Here is an 18310-nt window from a genome sequence, read left to right as displayed (position 1 = left end):
CAATTTCCTTTCGCTGGCGCGATGCCGCGCAAATCCCGCGTCAGTCGAAAAACTAGCGGGCTCGCGGCAAAAGGAAAGCCGGAATCGCTTCCGGCTCTCCATGTCTCGGCCCGACGAGAGCGGCAGCCGTTACTTGAGAGGCTTCAGTCTCGCTTCGATCTGCGCCCGCTTCGGTTCGAGGAACGGCGGCAGCGACAGGCTTTCGCCGAGGGTTTCCATCGGCTCGTCGACGGCGAAGCCGGGTCCGTCGGTGGCGATCTCGAAAAGGATCCCGTTCGGCTCGCGGAAGTAGAGCGAACGGAAGTAGAAGCGCTCGACCTCGCCGCTCGACGGCAGGCGGAACTCGCCGAGCCGCTCCGTCCACTGGTGCAGCGCTTCGACATCCGGCGCCCGGAAGGCCACGTGGTGGACGGCGCCCGCCCCCTGGCGAGCAGCCGGCAGGTCGGGCTGGACCGCCACATGCAGTTCGGCCGCCGGCCCGCCGTCGCCCATCGAGAAGACACGCACCTCTCCGACACCATCCGGCGACGGATAGCTCCGCAGTTCGGCCATGTTCATGACACGAGTCAGCACGAGCGCGGTGTTGCTGATGTCCGGCACGCTGATGGTGATCGGGCCAAGGCCCTTGATCTGATGCTCGGACGGAACCGGGCTCCTTTCCCATGGGTGGGACGGCGCCAATCCGCCGTCGTCGACGAGCCGGAAGCGCTGGCCCTCGCCGTCCTCGAAATCGAGGGAGATGCGGCCGTCGATTTCGGCCACCTCACCGGAAGCGACCTCCAACTCATCGAAACGGCTCTTCCACCACCGCACGGTTTCGGCGCTGCCGACCCGAAGCCCGGTCCGCGAGATGCTGTGCGTGCCGCGTCCTTCGGGTCCGACCGGCCAGTCGAAGAAGGTCAGATCCGTGCCGGGGGTCGCCTGCCCGTCGGCATAGAAGAGATGATAGGCCGTGGTGTCGTCCTGGTTGACGGTCTTCTTGACCAGGCGGAGACCCAGCGTCCCCGTGTAGAAGCGCAGGTTCTCCGGCGCATTGGCGGTTATCGCGGTCAGATGGTGGATACCAGTCAGTTGCAAGCTCATGATTGCCTCCTAATCGCTATGCTGCATCGCCTTTTGCGTCAGACGCGCGGGCCTGCAGAGCGGGCATTTCCGTTGAGCACAATATCGATCCGGCCGAGCGTTTCCAAAAGAGGGGACGACGCGAACAGATTGTTCTCCGATTGAGAACGATCTGGCAGATCAGTCGTGTTTCAAGTCCATGAGATAGGTATTCTCCGCTCGCGAAATGGCAAATGCCTGGGGGTCGATTTCGGCGATGATCAGGGTTTCATCCGAGGAACCTGCCTTTGCCAGTGCCTGGCCATCCGGTGACGCTATCAGCGAGAGGCCCGCAAAGGAGAACATGTCGTCCGAACCGCAGTGATTGACATAGGCGACGAAGAGCTGGTTCTCGAAGGCGCGCGTCCGGATCATGTGGTCGGTGATGAAAGTCCCGGACCATCCGGCCGGGAGGGCCGTCGGCACCAGCACCGCATCGGCACCCGCAAGCGCCAGGCGACGGACGTTTTCGGGGAATTCGACATCGTAGCAGATCAGCATGCCGCAAGTGACGCCACGATGTTTGAACAGGCGCGTCGAGGGCTCCGCCGGCGTGAAGAGCGAGCGCTCGTAATCGCCATAGAGATGCGACTTCCGATAGACAACCGGGACGGCATCGCCATCGACATGGACGGCGCTGTTGTAGACGGCGTCCGCTCCCTGCTCTGCGAATCCGGCCACAATGGCGATGCCGGTTTTGAGCGAGATGCGCCCAAGTTCTCGAACGATCCGCCCATCCGCCGGCTCCGCGAGCCTGCGAATGGCTTCCCCCGCGCCGTAGCCGGTGATTGCGAGCTCGGGGGCGACGAGCAGGCTCGCACCCTCGCCGGAAGCCCCGATCGCCGCCCGCTCGATGCGGGCGAGATTGGCGGCCACGTCGCCGCCAATGCTCTTCATCTGCAGGGCAGCGAGCTTCATCATTTTCCGTCCGACGACATGGCGCCGAGCAGCTTCGGCAGGTCTCCGAAGCGGGCGACGAGGCTGAAGATGACCGCGGCCGTCGTGACGAAGAGGATCGTCACCGAGGCCATGGTCGGCGTATAGCCGTAGCGAAGCGCGTTGAAGATCTTGATCGGCAGCGTCTCCATCGTGAAGCCGACGGTCATGTAGGCAACGATATACTCATTGAGCGACAGCACGAAGGCGAAGGCATAGCCCGAAACGATATAGGGCAGGATCAACGGCAGAACGACAGTGCGGAAGACCGTGCGGTCATCCGCGCCCATCGTCGAGGCCGCCTCGACCAGCGACCGATCGATCGAGGTGAAGCCGAGAGACAGCGTGACCAGCGGCAGTGTCACGAAGAAGATCGCGTGGCTGACGACGGCGGTCCAGGGCTGGCCGTAAAAGCCGGCCGTCGCCCAGAAGGTGAGCAGACCGAGCGCCGTAATGACCGGCGGCAGCGTGAAGGGCGCGACCCCCAGAAGCTGGAAGATGTTCGCCCATGGCGCGACGCGCCGCCACAGGAACCAGGCGAGCGGCAGCGCGATCGCGACCGCAAGTGCGGCGGAAAGGAGCGCGAGCGTCACCGACGCGACAAGCGCGCTGCGCCATTCGGGGTTCAGGAAGATTTCCCCGTACCAGGATGTGGAAAATCCTTGCGGGGGAAAGGCGAGCGTCTGCTTGGCGTTGACCGATACGCCGGCGACGACGATCAGCGGCAAAGCGAGAAAGAGCCCGATCAGGGAGAAGTAGACCTTGCGGAAAATGGTGCTCATGCGGCCTCTCCCTTCCGTCCTGCGATGACGGTTAACGCCACCAGCCCAAGCGTCACCAGGACGAGGAACACCGCCATCGCCGCGGCGAAGGGCATGTTGGACTGATAGATCGCCTGATCGGTGATGAGCACCGACAGCGTCCAGTGCTGCGGCCGGCCGAGAAGTTGCGGCAGGAGATAGGAGCCGAGCGCGAAGATGAAGACCATGATGAGCGTGGCGGTGATCGTGTTTCTCAGCGCCGGAACGACAACGGTGAAGAAGGCCCTGAGCGGCGAGGCACCGAGCGTGCGGGCCGCTTCCGTCAGCGTCGGGTCGAGGCGCACGAGCGCGGGGAAAAGCACGAGCACGGTATAGGGGAAGGCCTGATAGACCATGCCGGTCAGCACAGCGGCAAAACTCGGCGTGAGCGCCTTCGCCTCACCCATGAGCCCGAGCGCCACGAGGATGTTGGTGATGCCGGCCGTGCGTGAGAATAGGGTGGACCAGGCAAAACCGATGATGACTTCGGAGAGAGAAAGCACGGAGAGCAGTGCGACGAGCCACACCACCTGCACCCGGCGCGCCATACGCGTGAGCAGATAGGTGAAGGGCAGCGCCAAAACGACGCAGCACGCGGCGACCGCGATCGCCAGCATCAGGGAAAAGCCGAGCACGCCGCCGAAGAAGGCCGAGAGGAAGCGGGCATAATTGTCGTAAACGAAGGCCGGCGTATAGAAGCCGCCCTGCTGGCGCTGAAAGAAACTGACTGCGATCATCGTGCCGAAGGGCACCACGAAGAAGATCGTCAGCATCCCCGCGGGGAAGAGGATCGGCAGGTAGTCGCCGAGGGTCCGGGGCGGTTCGCGTCTCATCTGGCGAGCACCACACAGACATCGGGTGTGAGAGCGACGCCGACCTGTTGGCCGACCGTCACCTGCGGCCGGGCGCGCGGCGTCGAGACCGCTACGATCTGCCGGCCGGCGACATCGACGAATGTCTCGATCGTGCCCCCGAGATCGCGCACGAAGGTCACCGTGCCGGAAAGCGCTCCGGCACCCGGCGCGGTCAGGTGCACGTCTTCCGGGCGGATCGAAAGCATCGCCTTCGCCGCACCCGGCGGCAACTGCAGGCCCGGCACCGGCTGACCGAGCACCGTCACGCGGCCCGAAGTGTCCGCCTCCGCTTCGATCAGATTCGTCTGTCCGATGAAGTCGGCGACGAAGCTGTCGGCCGGCCGGCGGTAGATCTCGATCGGCGAGGCAGCCTGCCGGATCTCGCCGCCGTTCATGACCACGACCGTATCGGCCATGGTCATCGCCTCGCGCTGGTCGTGGGTGACGACGATGGTGGTGATGCCGAGCTTCTGCTGCAACTGCCTGAGCTCGACCTGCATCGCCTCGCGCAGCTTGGCATCGAGCGCCGACAGGGGTTCGTCGAGCAGGAAGAGCTTCGGCGAGATCGCCAGCGCCCGGGCTATCGCCACGCGCTGGCGCTGGCCGCCGGAGAGCTTCGAGACCGGCCGGTCGGCATAGCCCGACAGGTGGATCATCGAAAGCAGCTCGTCGACCCGTTTCTTCTGGTCTTCCTTCGGCGCGCCGCGGATGCGCAGCGGATAGGCGATATTCTCGCCGACGGTCAGGTGGGGGAACAGCGCCAGCGACTGGAACACCATGCCGAGATTGCGCTTATGCGTCGGAACCCGGGTGATGTCCTCGCCGTCGAGCCCTATGGAACCCGAGGTCGGCAGGTCCAGACCCGCGATCATGCGCAGGAGCGTGGTCTTGCCGCAGCCCGACGGCCCGAGCATGCAGACGAAGGTGCCGTGCGGCACCGTCAGGTCGACATCGTTGACGGCCCTGAACGACCCGAATTCCTTGACGACGTTTTGAAGGGCAAGTCCCGACATATGTTCCCCGTTTCGCGCGTCATACGCGGATGTCACCGGCCACGTCAGACGCGCTGCCTCGGCGACATTTTGAAAAATTCAACATCAGCTTATCCCTAAACCGCTTCCGGTTTAAGGTCCGTGCAATTGGCTGCGCCGCCCCGGGGATACCGAGGCGGCGGCTCGTGGCCGGCCTCAGCCGACGATCAGTTCCGTCCACTTCTGGTTCAGCCAATCCGACTTGGTCTGGTAGAGATCGTAGCGCGGAACGATCGGCTCGATGTCCGAAGAGACGGCGGCGAATTCCTTATCCGTCAGATCGGTGGACTCGCGCTTGACCGTCGGCGAGGTGCCGACCTTGCGCGAGAGCGTCGCCTGGACCGCAGGCTGGCACATGTAATCGATGAAGATGTGGGCTTCCTCGACCTTCTGCGAAGCGCGCGAAAGCGCCCAGCAGCCGGAATCCTGGATGCCGCCCTCCTTCGGGAAGGTGGAACGCACCGGATGACCATCCGCCGCGGCGAGCCCGGTCACGTCGTGATAATATTGCCCCATCGGGATTTCGCCCGACTTCAGCGCCTGTTCGAACTGGGCTTCGTCGCGGTACCAGAGACGGACGTTCGGCTTCACTTCGGCGAGCTTCTCGAAGGTCTTGAGGATCCCCTCTTCGGTGTCGAGCGCATTGGTGCCGCCCATGAAGGTCTTGGCCGTCACTTCGAGCAGGAAGGAGTTGGAGACCAGTGCCAGGAGGCCGAGCTTGTCGGCATTCGCCGGATCCCAGAAGGCCTGCCAGGAGGTCGGCGCCTCCTTGTAGACGTCGGTGTTGGTCACCAGCGTGATGTACCAGGAAACGGCGCCGATGCCGGCGATGCGGCCGTCCGGATATTTGTTGACGAAGCGGTCGAGCAGGTTCGAGCCGTTCTTGATCTTCGCCATGTCGATCGGCGTCCAGAGGTCGGTCGCCTGCCCTTTGAGCATCGCCACCTGAGACATCATGGAAACGTCGGCGGGCGCCTGGCCGGCGCGCGCAGCCTGTTCGAGCTGGACGAGCCATGCCTCGCCGGTGGGCTCGGCGACGGATTCGATCGCGATGCCGGTTGCCTTGGTGAATTCGGGGAAGATGTTCTTGTCGAAGGAGTCCTTGAAGTAGCCGCCATAGACGCCGACCTTCAGCGACTTGTCCTGCGCCCTCAGCACTGCCGGCATCGCCAGCATCGACGCGCCGGCAAGCCCCGCACCGAGCAGCGTGCGGCGCTTGATGGAATTGATGATCATCGCATGTCTCCTTTGTTTTTTGGCGGCTTGCGCCGCGTTCCCTTGTTCTAGTTGATTCCTTGCGCACTTTGTCCCCGCTGCGCTTCAGCGAAGAGAGTGATTTGGCATCAGATTATCGTGATCCGCTCGTGCCCGCCATGCGCATCGATTTCGGATCGTTCATCCGCGCATCAGCCCTTGCCGGCAACGGCCGGACTGAAGACCATCAGGCTCAGGATCTCGAAGAGTACCTGGGCGCCGGCATGGGCTGTATTGGTGGTCGTGTCGTATTGCGGCGCCACCTCGACGACGTCGCCGCCGACGAGATTGACGCCCTTCAGCCCGCGGATCAACTCCAGCACCTCACGCGTCGTCAGGCCTCCGACTTCCGGCGTACCGGTGCCCGGCGCGAAACTCGGGTCGAGGCTGTCGACATCGAAGGAGAGATAGGTCGGACCGTCGCCGACGATCTTCTTCGCCTTTTCGATGATCGCCGGAATACCCAGTCCGGTGACCTCCTCCGCATGTATGACCGTCATGCCGGACTCGTAGGAGAACTCCCATAGATACTCCGCCGAGCCGCGGATGCCGATCTGGATGACGCGTGTCGGGTCGAGTACGCCGTCGAGAACGGCGTTGCGGAATGGGCCGCCATGGTGGAACTTGGTCAGGTCGAAGGCGCCGCCGGTATCGCAATGCGCGTCGATATGGATCATGCCGACGGGCTGCTTCCTGCCCACGGCCTTGAGGATCGGATGCGTGATCGAATGGTCGCCGCCGACGGAGAGCGGCAGGACGCCAGCATCGACGATCTGGCTGATCCGCTTCTCGATGTCCTCGTGGCTGATTTCGAGCCGGTAGCGGCTGCGGAAGGGAACATCGCCGATGTCGGCGACCCGGAGATCATGCACCGGGGCGCAGCCGAGCACGTGATTATAGGGGCCGATCCGCTCGATCGCGCGCAGCGCCCGTGGTCCGAAGCGCGAACCCGGGCGGTTGGTGACGCCGAGATCCATGGGAACGCCGATCATCGCCACCTGAAGATTGCCGAAATCCGGGTCATCGGCATCGACCGGCATGTGGGGTGCGGTCAGGAATGTCGGAATGCCGGAATAGGGCGCCAGCCGCGTGCCGCTCTTCGTGAAAATCTTGTCCGCGACCTTGCGGAAGGTCGGATCGAAGAGCTCGCCGCCATGGCTCTCGCCATATTTCGCCTTCAATTCGTTGAGCTTCTGTTCATCCCAAGCCATGCGCCGGACCTCCGTATCGTTCGGCCGGGGCTGGCACATGATGCACCGCAAGTCACGACTTGCGTAGTGCCGATCCGAAGCGGCGCGATCAGGTTCCCCGGCTTTTGCCTTTGTTGCGCATATTAGGAGACAATTCTTCTGGAAAAGCAATTGACATTGTTATAGCGTTTGATGTGAGAAAAATTCACATAAATGCCGCCTCTCCGGAGCCTCTTCTTGTCGAGCCGCCTGCCTCCGCTGAATCCGCTGCGCGCCTTCGAGGCAACCGCCCGGCGCGGCTCCGTTTCCGCTGCGGCGCGTGAGCTCAACGTCACCCATGGCGCAGTAAGCCATCAGATCCGCGCGCTCGAACTCTCCTTCAACGCGCCCCTTTTCGAGCGGGGCGGCAAGCGGCTGAGGCTGACGCCGCAGGGCGCGCTGCTCCTGCCTGCCGTGACGCATGCCTTCGCCGAGATCGCCGCGGCAACCGCGGCGATGACGCGGCCCGCGACGAGCGGGGAGCTCACCGTCACCTGCGTCCCGGCATTGCTCTCCTTCTGGATGATTCCGCGCCTGCACCTCTTTACCGAGCAGTTCCCCGATGTCCAGTTGCGGCTGATCGCCTCCAATGACGAGGCGAACCTCGACTCCCCGGATGTCGACGTCTGCCTGCTCTATGGCGACGGCAACTGGCAGGACTGCTGGTCGAGGCTCTGGAGCCGGCTCGAGCTTTTCCCGGTCGTCAGCCCGACGCTCCTCAACATGCGGCCGCTACGCTCCATCCGGGATATCCGCGACCACGTGATGCTGCATGGCGACGACGGCCGCGAGTGGAACACCTGGCTCGCCGCTGCCGACGCCATCGATTTTCAGCGCGGCCGCCAGCATTTCATGAGCGATGCGCGGCTTTCGACCGAGGCGGCCCTCCACAACCAGGGCGTTGCGCTCGGCGATACGATCACCGCCGGCAGCCTGATCGCCCGCGGCGAGCTGATCGCCCCCTTCGACCTGACGGTTCCGGCCAACGACGCCTTTTTCGTCGCCTGCCGCAACGAGGTTCGCGCCGCGCCGATCGTCCGCGTTTTCATCGACTGGCTGTTTGCCGCACTCGAAAGCGACCCGATGCCGGAGCTGCAGATGTCCGCCCGCACGATCATCCGCAGCCGCATGTCGAAGCCCGAAGATGCCGGCCGCAACACCACGCCGAAGAGCCTTCAGCCCCGTTCCGCGCCGCGCAACCGGCGTCCGGAACGTCCGCAGAAGCGCAAAATCAAATCATAATGCGGGGCTGAGAACCCCGTCCGCTTCAACAACAGGAAATCCGCCATGCCGCATTTCAATCCCCTGGTCGAAAAGCTCTCGCCGCCGCCGATACCCTCGGTGCTCGCATGGGCGAAGGCCTATGACGGGGCAAAAGGCCCGCTGATCGACCTCTCCCAGGCCGTGCCCGGCTATCCCGCTCATCCCGACATGCTGAAATGGCTGGGCGAAGCCGCGGCGTCGACGGCCTATACGGGCTACGGGGCGATCGAGGGTGAAGCGGAACTGCGCCAGGCCTATGCCGAGCATGTGGCGGCGCTCTATGGCGCGGCGGTCGCCGCCGGCAACATCCACATCACCTCGGGCTGCAACCAGGCCTTCATCTGTGCCGCGATGGCCGTCGCCGGGGCCGGCGATACGGTGCTGATGACCAATCCCTACTACTTCAACCAGGAGACCACACTGGCGATGCTGGGGATCGATGTCGAGCTTGCGCCGCTCGATGCGGGCGCCGGCTTCCTGCCCGAAGTCGAGACCATCGCCTCTGCCTTGCGGCCGGGCATCCGGGCACTCGCGCTCGTTTCGCCCAACAATCCGACCGGAGCGGTCTACCCGCCCGGACTGCTGCAGCGCATCTACGAGCTCTGCCGCGCGAACGGAACCTGGCTCATTCTGGACGAAACCTATCGCGACTTCCTGCCGGATGCGGCCGCCGCGCCGCATGGCCTGCTTCGAACGCCGGGCTGGGAGGACGGTTTCATCGGCCTCTACAGCTTCTCGAAGTCCTTCTGCATTCCGGGCCATCGTCTCGGCGCGATCACCGCCGGACCGCAGGTGGTCGAGCAGATCGCCAAGATCATGGACAATCTCCAGATCTGCGCCCCGCGTTCCCCGCAGGCGGCGGTCGCGAGGGCAATACCGGCGCTTGCCGACTGGCGGCTTGCGAATCGCGCCGAAATCGCCGCCCGCGCCGAGGCGCTGAGGACGATCATGACCCGGCTGCCGCAATGGAAGCTGCAGGCCGTCGGCGCCTATTTTGCTTATATCCGCCACCCCTTCCCCGATATCGAGTCGCAATTCGTCGCCGAGAAGCTGGCGAAGCTCGCCGGCGTCCTCTGCTTGCCCGGCGACTATTTCGGCGAGGGTCAGGAAAACTACCTGCGCTTCGCCTTCGCCAATGCGGACGTGGCGACGATCCTCAAGCTCGAAGAGCGCCTCGCGGGATTCGAGCTGCCGGGTATCTGAGTGGTTCAGCCGCGGCGGGCGATCAGGATGCCGATCAGCACGATCGCGCCGCCGATCGCCTGCATGAGGCCCACCGGCTCGCTCAGCAGAACCCAGGCGAGCAGCGCAGCCACGACCGGCTGCAGGAGCAGCGTCAGCGAAGAAAAGGCCGGCGGCAGAAAAGCGAGCGCATAGGTAATCGCCACCTGCCCGCCGGCGTGGCTGACGAAGGCAAGTCCGAAGAGCATGGCCCAGCCGAAGGCGCTCGGCGGGAAAAGCGACTGCTCGGTCAACAGGGCCATCGGCAGCATGCAAACGGCTGCCGATGCGGTGCTCCAGATCATGATCCGGTTGGTGCTGAAGCGGCTTCGCAGACGCCCGATGGCGAGAATGTAGCCGGCATAGAACGCGGCCGCGACGATGGCGATCCCATCGCCGGCGAGATCGCCGCCGCCGAGTGCCGCCGGACCGCCTTTCAGGACCACCACGCCGGCGATCGCCGTGGCGAGGCCGGCCAGGAAGATGCCGCTGACCGCCGAGCGGAACAGAGCCCATCCCGCCAGCGTCACGAAGACCGGCGCCAGATTGGCAAGCAGCGTCGCATTGGCAACCGAGGTCATGGTGAGCGCAAGGTGCCAGGCTGCGAGATCAATGGCGAGAAACACGCCCGGCAGGATAAGCTGAGCGTAATCGGACAAGCACTGCGGGGGCTTCTCCGCGGCTGCACCGCCGCGCAGCCGGGACCAGGCCACCAGCGGGATCAGCGCCAGCGCGACACGCCAGAAGGCAGTGGCCATCGGCCCCACTTCCGAGAGACGCACGAAGATCGGCGATCCGCCGATGGCGGCACCGCCGATGATGAGCGCGGCCATGGCAAGTCTGTTACGGGGAGCGGCGGAACTGGCGGCTTGGGTCACGGCGATGTCCGATGGCTGGGAAGCGCGCCGCAGAACCGGCGCGCGGCAAGCCAGCTATCAGAACCGCGCCGCGAGCGACAGCCGAATTCGCCCGATAGGCGAAAAACGACCACACGCGAAAACGTGCGGCCGTGGGAGAGACTATCGGTCAGGCCGCATCCGGCAGGTGAACCGTTTTGACCTCCAGGAAGTCCTCGAGCCCGAACATCCCGCCTTCCCGGCCGTTGCCGGACTGCTTGTAGCCGCCGAAGGGGCTTCCGTAGCGGTGGGGACCGCCGTTGATGTGCACCATGCCGGCCCGGAGGCGCGACGCCACCCGCTCCGCCCTTTCGCGGTCGCGGGTCTGCACATAGGCCGCGAGGCCGTAATTCGTGTCGTTGGCGATCGCGATCGCCTCCTCTTCCGTATCGAAGGCAATGATCGAAAGCACCGGTCCGAACACTTCCTCGCGCGCGATCCGCATGGAATTGTCGACATCGGCGAAGATCGTCGGCTGGACGAAATATCCGGTCTCGAAGCCTTCCGGCTTGCCGGGGCCGCCGGCAAGCAGCGTCGCGCCTTCGGCAACGCCCGCTTCGATCAGCGCCTGCACCCGCTCGAACTGAATATGGCTGACGAGCGGGCCGATATGCGAGCCATCCTTCGTCGGATCGCCGACCCTCGCCTCCATGCCGACGCGCCTGGCGATTTCCACGACCTCGTCATAGGCGCTGCGCTCGACGAGCATACGTGTCGGGGCATCGCAGGACTGGCCGGAATTGTTGAAGCATTCGAGAATGCTGGCGGTCACCCGCTCCTCGATATCGGCATCGGCGAAGACGATGTTCGGCGACTTGCCGCCGAGTTCGAGCGTGACGCGCTTGACCGTATCGGCGGCGTCCTTGCTGACGGCTATACCGGCCCGGGTCGAACCGGTGAAGGACATCATGTCGATGTCCTTGTGCTTCGACAGCGCCGCCCCGGCATGGATGCCGTCACCGTTGACGAGGTTGAAGACGCCGGCCGGGAAGCCCGCCTCGTCGATCATCTCGGCGTAGAGCATGGCGTTCAGCGGCGTGAACTCGCTGGGTTTCAGGACGCAGGTGCAGCCGGTCGCAAGCGCCGGGACAACCTTGAGCGCGATCTGGTTGACCGGCCAGTTCCACGGCGTGATGAGACCGCAGACGCCGATCGGCTCACGCAGGAGCGTGTCGCCATTCGGCAGCTTTTCCCTGAGTTTCAGGCGCTTCAGGGCATCGATGAAGCCCTGCAGATGACCGACGCCCACATCCGCCTGCTGCTCGTGGCTCATCGTTCTGGGCGCACCGAGTTCGGCCGTGATGGTGTCGGCCATTTCATCGTAACGGCGCTTGTAGATCGCGAGCAGCTTTTCGAGCAGCGCCAGCCGTTCCTCCACGCTCGTCCGGCTATAGCTTGCGAAGGCCTTCTTGGCGGCTGCAACCGCCCGGTCGACGTCGACCGCGGTGCCGAGCGAGATGACCGCTATCGGTTTCTCGGTCGCCGGATTGAGCACCAGAAGATCGTTCTGCGTGGCCGGCTCAACCCATTTGCCGTCGATGTAGAATTTCCGCTTGTCGAGCATTCGCTCCTCCATCCCGTCTGATTTCCGGCGGCAAGGCTACGACGGCGGCTGCACGCGGACAAGGGCGGAAAAGCGGAAGGGAGCGTGTCGAAGAAACGGCACCGGCCGATGAACGGCTGCAGACGCATGAGCACCTGCAGCCGTTGCGAAATCAGAACGCGCCGATGAGGAGCGCGCAGATGAAAGTGAAGGCTGCAGCCACCGCGATGGCGTGGGTAAAGTGCCTGGTTGTCGGACGACGGGCGGGTCTAGCCCGGTAGACGGTATAGCGGGATTGGGTCATCGCCTTGGTCGCGTTCATTATGTCTCTCCGCTGTTGGGGCGTTGGCCTGTTGCCGTTGTTCTCCTATATTCTTGATCGAATTCCTAGATAATTTTTTCCCACGGATCAAACGAGAAATGAAAAATTCGTTTAACCGGCCTGCCAGGCAGTGCGGAATACACGGTTTTCTCAGCGAATCTGATGCCCAGGAGCGATCGCCCCGGCTACCAGCCGACGGCGTCCTTGAGCATGTACCACCACGATCCGACAGTGGAATACTGCGCGCGGAACATCCGTCCGCCGGGGAATGGATACCAGGGCAGCTTCGCGAAGACATCGAAGCGCGACACGTCGCCGTCGATCGCTTCGGCAAGAGTGCGGCCGAAGAGGTGGGAGCCTGTCACGCCATGGCCGCTGTAGCCATGGGCGAAATAGGTATTGCTGCCTATCCGCCCCATTTGCGGCACGCGCGTGAAGGAAAGTGCGAAGTTGCCGCTCCAGGCATAGTCGATCTTCACGCCCTTGAGCCGCGGGAAGACCTTTTCGAGATTTGGCCTGAGTTTTGCCACGACATCCGCCGGGTCGGTACCGCCATAGACGGTGCCGCCGCCGAAAATCATCCGCTTGTCGGCGGACAGCCGGAAATAATCGAGAATATAGCGAACGTCCTCCACGCACATGTCGCTCGGGATCAGCGAATGGGCAAGCTCCTCGCCGAGCGGCACGGTGGTGATCATCTGGGTCGAAACCGGCATGACGCGGGTGGCGAGCTTCGGCACGGCATCGCCGAGGTAGGCGTTGCCGCAAAGCACGACGATCCGGGCGGAAACCTCGCCCCCGTCCGTATAAACCGTCGGCCGGGCCGATTCGTGGTCGACACGGGTCACCGGTGACATCTCATAGATCACGCCGCCGAGGTTCTCGAAGGCGCGTGCCTCTCCGAGCACCAGATTGAGCGGATGCATATGACCGCCGGTGGTGTCGAGCATGCCGCCGCAATAGGCCTCGGAATTGACGAGCTTGCGCAGCGCCTCGCGGTCGAGAAGCTGATGATCGTCCATCCCGTATTTGCGCCAGAGCGCCTGCTTGGCCTCGAGCTCCTTCATGTGGGCTCCGGTATAGGCGGCATAGATATTGCCGGGCTTCAGATCGCAATCGATCCGATACTGGCTGACGAGCCGGCGGATGATCCGCCCGCCTTCCTGCACAAGGCCGCCGATGAAGCGGGCGGCATCCTCGCCGTAGCGGCGCTCGATCGTCGACAGGCCGGCATTGAGGCCGTTGACGATCTGGCCGCCGTTGCGCCCGGAGGCGCCCCAGCCCACCTGCGCACCCTCGACCACAGTGACCTTGTAGCCCTTTTCGGCGAGATGAATGGCCGTGGAAAGGCCCGAATACCCCGCGCCGACGATGCAGATGTCGGTTTCGATCCGGCCTTCCAGCTTGACCGGATTGCGGATGATGTTGCGCGAGGCGGCGTAATAGCTCGCCGGGTAGCTGCCGTCGCCGGCATAGGATTTCTGCTTCCATGCCATCATACGATTTCCAGGTAGGCGCTGAATTCGTAATCCGTGACCTGCTCGGCGAAGCCGGCTATCTCCTGGCGCTTGCAGGCGATCAGCATGGAGCGAAGCACGGGATCGAAGATCTCGGCGGCGATCGGTCCGGCCTCGAAGGCGTCGACCGCCTGCCCCCAATCGGCAGGTATTTTGGGCAGTTTCTCCGCCGCATAGGCTCGTCCCTCGACAGGCGCCGGCGGCTTCCACTTGTTGCGGATGCCGACGAGCGCCGCGCCGAGGATCGCGGCGATGACGAGATAGGGATTGGCGTCGGCGCCCGCAACGCGGTGCTCGATCCGCCGCGCCGCCGGATTGCCGCCCGGGATGCGGATTGCCGAGGTGCGGTTCTCGTAACCCCAGGAAATCGAGGTCGGCGCATGCGTGTCGGGCCGCAGCCGCCGGTAGGAATTGAAGTGCGGGGCGAACATCAGCGTCGTCTCGGCCATGCCGCGCAGGAGGCCGGCCACCGCATGCTTGAGCACGGCCGATCCCTCGTCGCTGCCGTCGTCGAAGACGTTGTTGCCTTCCTCGTCGAGCAGGCTGAAATGGACGTGCATGCCGTTGCCGGAACGGGTGCCGTAGGGTTTGGCCATGAATGTCGCCGCGAGCCCGTGCTTGCGGGCGACCCCCTTGACGATGCGCTTGAAGAAGATCGCGTCGTCCGCCGCCTTCAGCGGATCGTCGCTGTGCAGCAGATTGATCTCGAACTGGCCGATGCCGTTTTCGGCGATCGCCGCATCGGCCGGCACGTTCTGCCGCGCGCACTCCCTGTAGACGTCGAAGAAGAATTCGCCGAAATCGTCGAGCTCGTCGATCGAAAGGATCGCGTCGGAATCGAGCCGCTTGCCGGTATAGGGCGAGATCGGCGGGACGGCGCTGTCCGGCTCGGGATCGATGAGATAGAATTCCAGCTCCGTCGCCACCACCGGGCGCAGCCCCAGTTCGCGATATTCGCGCATGATCGCCGCTAGCGCCTGGCGCGGATCGGCAAGAAACGGCCTGCCGTTCTCGACGAACAGCCAGAGCGGAACCAGCGCGCTCGGCCGCGACGTCCAGTTGACCGGCAGGGCCCCTCGTCCCGTGACGCCGCAGATGCCGTCGCGATCGCCGGTCGCAAAGACCTGCGCGCTGCCGATGATGTCCTCACCCCAGACGTCGACGCCGACGATCGAGAGCGGCATGCGGATGCCGCCGCCGAGCACCTTCCTGGCCTGTTCCACCGGCACCCGTTTGCCGCGCATGATGCCGTTCAGGTCGCAGATCACCGCCTGGATACTTTCTATCGGGCCGTTCTGCTCAAGCCAGGACTGGAACACTTCGGGGTCGTCCGCATCGATTGACATATCGCATTTCTTTTTGTGATCACATTCTTCGGAAATTGACATAGTTACAGTTTTGAAGTCAAGCTGCACCGGGTCGGTAGGATCGACTCGTTCCAACGCCTGGATGCGGGAGGAATCGCCGTCTTGAAGACCCTTGCCCTGCCCGCCCTTGATCGGCCGGAAGGTATGACGACCCACGACTATGCCTTTGCGCGTCTCAGGCAGGCGATCATGGTGGGCGCCTTCCGCCCCGGAACCTCCGTCACCATACGCGGGCTCGCAGACGCGCTGGAGAGCAGCCCTACGCCGGTGCGCGAAGCACTGCGTCAGCTGACCTCGATCGGCGCCCTGCAATTTCTGGAGAACCGGCGCATCGTCGTGCCGCGGATCACGCCGGCGCGTTTCGAGGAGCTGATCTCGCTTCGTATCGCGCTTGAAAGCCACGCCGCCCGCAGGGCCGTCGCCCATCTCTCCGACCGGCAGATAGACCGCATCGTCGCGCTGGACGATACGATCGAGGCCGCGATCCTCGCGGGGCAGAAGGCGCAGGCGCTGATCGCCAATCAGCAATTTCACCGTCAGATCTATACGGCCAATCCCGATCAGGTCGCCATGCCGCTCATCGAGAGCCTCTGGCTCCAGCTCGGGCCGATCCTCGGCATTGCCATGGAGCACGTCACGGAATTCTATGTCATCGACCGTCACCGCGAGGCCATCGAGGCCCTGAGAAGGCGTGACGAGGACGCCGTGGCGCAAGCCATCGCCGCCGACATCCGCGAGGGCATCGGCGGCTTCGATCAGCAGGCGATCGGCAAGCTGCTCGCGCTGGCGGGGTAAATGAGCCTCGGATTTGCTCCACCAGGTCTGAACCCCAGATTTGCCCCTCACCCTAACCCTCTCCCCGCTTGCGGGGAGAGGGGACGAGTCCGTTTTTGACCCATTGAGACTGAGGCGGAACACAAGGGTGTCCCCTCTCCCCGCGCGCCCCCCCGCGCGCGGGGAGAGGGCTAGGGTGAGGGGCAAAATTGCGGCTTATCTGCCCCTTGACCACCTCTCCTATTCCCAGCATATTGCTCAGATGTCAGACCAATTCTGGTCTTGGGAGAACCGGATGCCCCTGCGGGATAGAGCGATGCTCCTGCCCCTGCCGCCCGCAGACCGGGCGCAGCAGGTGATATCCGCTCTTGCCGATTTCATTCAAAGATCGGGGCTGAACCCCGGGGACCGGCTGCCGGCCGAGCGGGAACTGATGGCAGCGCTCGCCGTCGGCCGCTCCACCATTCGTGAGGTGCTGAGCCACTTCCAGGCGCTCGGCGTCGTCGAGGCGCGTAAGGGCAGCGGCACCTATCTCCTGCGCGCCATTTCCAACGCGACCATCCATATGCCGCTGGCGCTCGACACCGAGCACCTTCGCGACGCGCTTCTGCAGACGCTCGAAGTGCGGCGCGGCATCGAGGTCGAGGCCGGCATGGTCGCATCCCGGCGCCGCACGGAGGCCGACCTCGTCAACATCGAAACGAAGCTCGATGAGATGGAGCGGGTCCATCTCGCCAAGGGAACGTCCGGCCCGGAAGACCTCGCCTTCCATCTTGCGATCTACGACGCGACCCACAATCCGCTCTTCAAACAACTGCTCGAGCAGATGCGCGAGGCCTTCGAACGCTTCTGGGACGAGCCCTTCGACCGTTCGGATTTCGCCAGGCGCTCCTTTCCCTTTCACCGGACGCTCTTCGACGCAATCGCGGCGCAGGACGCCGAGGCCGCCCGCGCGGAAACGCTGAAGATCCTCGCGGTCGTCGAGGAAGACATCAAGGAAATGTCCAAATGAACAACGGTCTCGATCCGTTCGAGAGAGCCTCCCTTATCGTCGCGCATGACGAGAGCAACGCTTTCGACGCCGTCGTACCGCCGATCGTGCAGACCTCGCTCTTCACCTTCAAGGACTATGACGAGATGGTCGCCTCCTATCGGGGCGAGCGCGTACGGCCCATCTACACCCGCGGCCTCAATCCGACGGTCAGGCATTTCGAGGAGATGCTGGCGAAGCTCGAAGGCGCCGAGGACGCCATTGGTTTCGCAAGCGGCATGTCGGCGATCTCCTCCACAGTCCTCTCCTTCGTCGAGCCGGGCGACCGCATCGTCGCCGTGAAGCATGTCTATCCTGATGCGTTCCGACTCTTCGGCACGCATCTGAAGCGCATGCGTGTCGAGGTCACCTATGTCGACGGGCGCGACGAAGAGGCGGTTGCCAAGGCGCTTCCCGGCGCAAAGCTCTTCTACATGGAAAGCCCGACCAGCTGGGTGATGGACACGCACGATGTCGCAGCGCTTGCGGCTCTTGCACGCCGGCAGGGGATCGTCACGGTCATCGACAACAGCTGGGCGAGCCCGGTGTTTCAGCAGCCGGTCTCGCTCGGCGTCGACCTCGTCATTCACTCCGCATCGAAATATCTTGGTGGCCATAGCGATGTCGTCGCCGGCGTCGTCGCCGGGTCGGGCGAGCTGATCGGCCGCATCCGTTCGGAAGCCTATCCCTATCTCGGCGGCAAGCTTTCGCCCTTCGACGCCTGGCTGCTGATCCGGGGCATGCGCACGCTGCCGGTGCGGATGAAGGCACATGAGCGCTCGGCGCTCGCGGTCGCCCGCCGCCTGGCCGAGCATCCGCTGGTGGAAACCGTCTGCCACCCGGGCCTCGGCAACCATCTGCCTCCCGGTCTCTCCGGCACCTCCGGGCTCTTCTCCTTCATCTTCCGCGAAGGCGTCGACGTGCGCCGATTCGCCGATCACCTGAAACTGTTCAAGCTCGGCGTCTCCTGGGGCGGCCACGAAAGCCTCATCGTGCCGGGCGAAGTCGTTCTGGCGCAGAAAGCCGAGCCCAATTCCGCGGCAGCCTTCGGCATTTCACCGCGGTCGGTACGGCTCCATGTCGGCCTGGAGGGAACGGAGGCCCTCTGGAGCGATCTCGAAGCGGCGATGACGGCCGCTTCGTCAGGCTGACGAACACGCAACCAGCGAGAA

The 18310-nt window shown here is 64.1% G+C and carries 17 protein-coding genes; 5 read left to right on the top strand and 12 right to left on the bottom strand.

The window, feature by feature from the left end; translation table 11 throughout:
* Positions 1-129: 129 nt before the first annotated feature.
* From M1D43_RS00555 to speB, 7 genes are all read right to left on the bottom strand, one after another.
* Complete coding sequence (locus M1D43_RS00555) at positions 130-1083, bottom strand: ring-cleaving dioxygenase (RefSeq protein ID WP_153314567.1); 954 nt, start codon at positions 1081-1083, stop codon at positions 130-132.
* Between the two features lie 159 nt (positions 1084-1242).
* Positions 1243-2022 carry a carbon-nitrogen hydrolase family protein gene (locus M1D43_RS00550; protein WP_027993106.1) on the bottom strand — a complete coding sequence of 260 codons (780 nt, stop codon included), beginning with the start codon at positions 2020-2022 and terminating at the stop codon, positions 1243-1245.
* Complete coding sequence (locus tag M1D43_RS00545) at positions 2019-2819, bottom strand: ABC transporter permease (RefSeq protein ID WP_003525654.1); 801 nt, start codon at positions 2817-2819, stop codon at positions 2019-2021. Before M1D43_RS00545 ends, M1D43_RS00550 begins: the two co-directional genes overlap by 4 nt.
* Entirely contained in the window at positions 2816-3670 is an 855-nt protein-coding gene (locus M1D43_RS00540; RefSeq protein WP_004434015.1) for an ABC transporter permease, read from the bottom strand. The genes M1D43_RS00545 and M1D43_RS00540 overlap by 4 nt, the downstream gene beginning before the upstream one ends.
* A complete protein-coding gene (locus M1D43_RS00535) occupies positions 3667-4704 on the bottom strand; it encodes an ABC transporter ATP-binding protein (protein WP_004434020.1) in 1038 nt (345 codons plus the stop codon). Before M1D43_RS00535 ends, M1D43_RS00540 begins: the two co-directional genes overlap by 4 nt.
* Positions 4705-4878: 174 nt before the next feature.
* Complete coding sequence (locus M1D43_RS00530) at positions 4879-5958, bottom strand: ABC transporter substrate-binding protein (protein WP_010969978.1); 1080 nt, start codon at positions 5956-5958, stop codon at positions 4879-4881.
* A 170-nt stretch (positions 5959-6128) separates the two neighbouring features.
* On the bottom strand, positions 6129-7187 hold the full coding sequence (speB, locus tag M1D43_RS00525) for an agmatinase (RefSeq protein WP_004434026.1): 1059 nt from the start codon (positions 7185-7187) through the stop codon (positions 6129-6131).
* 192 nt (positions 7188-7379) lie between these two features.
* Here speB and M1D43_RS00520 point away from each other — a divergent pair, with 192 nt between their 5' ends.
* Together M1D43_RS00520 and M1D43_RS00515 are read left to right on the top strand one after the other, a co-directional pair.
* Positions 7380-8447 (top strand): LysR substrate-binding domain-containing protein, encoded by a 1068-nt coding sequence (locus M1D43_RS00520; RefSeq protein WP_017264593.1) that lies wholly within the window; start codon positions 7380-7382, stop codon positions 8445-8447.
* 45 nt (positions 8448-8492) lie between these two features.
* Positions 8493-9671 carry an aminotransferase gene (locus tag M1D43_RS00515; RefSeq protein ID WP_153314569.1) on the top strand — a complete coding sequence of 393 codons (1179 nt, stop codon included), beginning with the start codon at positions 8493-8495 and terminating at the stop codon, positions 9669-9671.
* 5 nt (positions 9672-9676) lie between these two features.
* Here the strand turns inward: M1D43_RS00515 and M1D43_RS00510 are convergent, their stop codons facing one another.
* From M1D43_RS00510 to M1D43_RS00490, 5 genes are all read right to left on the bottom strand, one after another.
* Positions 9677-10567, bottom strand: a complete 891-nt coding sequence (locus M1D43_RS00510) for a DMT family transporter (protein ID WP_033048142.1) — start codon at positions 10565-10567, stop codon at positions 9677-9679.
* Positions 10568-10715: 148 nt separating this feature from the next.
* Positions 10716-12149 (bottom strand): aldehyde dehydrogenase family protein, encoded by a 1434-nt coding sequence (locus M1D43_RS00505; RefSeq protein WP_153314571.1) that lies wholly within the window; start codon positions 12147-12149, stop codon positions 10716-10718.
* A gap of 151 nt (positions 12150-12300) precedes the next feature.
* Entirely contained in the window at positions 12301-12450 is a 150-nt protein-coding gene (locus M1D43_RS00500) for a hypothetical protein (protein ID WP_027993103.1), read from the bottom strand.
* A gap of 185 nt (positions 12451-12635) precedes the next feature.
* Positions 12636-13949 carry an NAD(P)/FAD-dependent oxidoreductase gene (locus tag M1D43_RS00495; protein WP_107608260.1) on the bottom strand — a complete coding sequence of 438 codons (1314 nt, stop codon included), beginning with the start codon at positions 13947-13949 and terminating at the stop codon, positions 12636-12638.
* Positions 13946-15313 carry a glutamine synthetase family protein gene (locus tag M1D43_RS00490; RefSeq protein WP_153314573.1) on the bottom strand — a complete coding sequence of 456 codons (1368 nt, stop codon included), beginning with the start codon at positions 15311-15313 and terminating at the stop codon, positions 13946-13948. The genes M1D43_RS00495 and M1D43_RS00490 overlap by 4 nt, the downstream gene beginning before the upstream one ends.
* A gap of 123 nt (positions 15314-15436) precedes the next feature.
* On the opposite strand from M1D43_RS00490, the gene M1D43_RS00485 reads away from it, so the two are divergent.
* From M1D43_RS00485 to M1D43_RS00475, 3 genes are all read left to right on the top strand, one after another.
* The gene (locus M1D43_RS00485; RefSeq protein ID WP_028009938.1) at positions 15437-16129 is read left to right on the top strand and encodes a GntR family transcriptional regulator; all 693 of its coding nucleotides are present in this window, start codon (positions 15437-15439) and stop codon (positions 16127-16129) included.
* A 274-nt stretch (positions 16130-16403) separates the two neighbouring features.
* Positions 16404-17120: a FadR/GntR family transcriptional regulator gene (locus M1D43_RS00480; protein ID WP_010969986.1), complete on the top strand. Its 717-nt coding sequence runs from the start codon at positions 16404-16406 to the stop codon at positions 17118-17120.
* Positions 17117-18289 (top strand): PLP-dependent transferase, encoded by a 1173-nt coding sequence (locus M1D43_RS00475; protein WP_004434058.1) that lies wholly within the window; start codon positions 17117-17119, stop codon positions 18287-18289. The genes M1D43_RS00480 and M1D43_RS00475 overlap by 4 nt, the downstream gene beginning before the upstream one ends.
* Positions 18290-18310: the final 21 nt, after the last annotated feature.

The organism is Ensifer sp. R1-3 (assembly GCF_056739175.1).
The sequence above is the reverse complement of the archived record's forward strand: the minus strand, read 5'-3'. Positions and strand labels throughout refer to the sequence as shown.

Bases quoted from the DNA above. Each gene is read 5' to 3' on its own strand.
- M1D43_RS00515 (WP_153314569.1), top strand. From the start codon at position 8,493: ATGCCGCATTTCAATCCCCTGGTCGAAAAGCTCTCGCCGCCGCCGATA.
- M1D43_RS00535 (WP_004434020.1), bottom strand. From the start codon at position 4,704: ATGTCGGGACTTGCCCTTCAAAACGTCGTCAAGGAATTCGGGTCGTTC.
- M1D43_RS00480 (WP_010969986.1), top strand. From the start codon at position 16,404: ATGCCCCTGCGGGATAGAGCGATGCTCCTGCCCCTGCCGCCCGCAGAC.
- M1D43_RS00520 (WP_017264593.1), top strand. From the start codon at position 7,380: ATGCCGCCTCTCCGGAGCCTCTTCTTGTCGAGCCGCCTGCCTCCGCTG.
- M1D43_RS00550 (WP_027993106.1), bottom strand. From the start codon at position 2,022: ATGATGAAGCTCGCTGCCCTGCAGATGAAGAGCATTGGCGGCGACGTG.
- M1D43_RS00555 (WP_153314567.1), bottom strand. From the start codon at position 1,083: ATGAGCTTGCAACTGACTGGTATCCACCATCTGACCGCGATAACCGCC.
- M1D43_RS00545 (WP_003525654.1), bottom strand. From the start codon at position 2,819: ATGAGCACCATTTTCCGCAAGGTCTACTTCTCCCTGATCGGGCTCTTT.
- speB (WP_004434026.1), bottom strand. From the start codon at position 7,187: ATGGCTTGGGATGAACAGAAGCTCAACGAATTGAAGGCGAAATATGGC.
- M1D43_RS00505 (WP_153314571.1), bottom strand. From the start codon at position 12,149: ATGCTCGACAAGCGGAAATTCTACATCGACGGCAAATGGGTTGAGCCG.
- M1D43_RS00475 (WP_004434058.1), top strand. From the start codon at position 17,117: ATGAACAACGGTCTCGATCCGTTCGAGAGAGCCTCCCTTATCGTCGCG.
- M1D43_RS00495 (WP_107608260.1), bottom strand. From the start codon at position 13,949: ATGATGGCATGGAAGCAGAAATCCTATGCCGGCGACGGCAGCTACCCG.
- M1D43_RS00490 (WP_153314573.1), bottom strand. From the start codon at position 15,313: ATGTCAATCGATGCGGACGACCCCGAAGTGTTCCAGTCCTGGCTTGAG.
- M1D43_RS00500 (WP_027993103.1), bottom strand. From the start codon at position 12,450: ATGAACGCGACCAAGGCGATGACCCAATCCCGCTATACCGTCTACCGG.
- M1D43_RS00530 (WP_010969978.1), bottom strand. From the start codon at position 5,958: ATGATCATCAATTCCATCAAGCGCCGCACGCTGCTCGGTGCGGGGCTT.
- M1D43_RS00540 (WP_004434015.1), bottom strand. From the start codon at position 3,670: ATGAGACGCGAACCGCCCCGGACCCTCGGCGACTACCTGCCGATCCTC.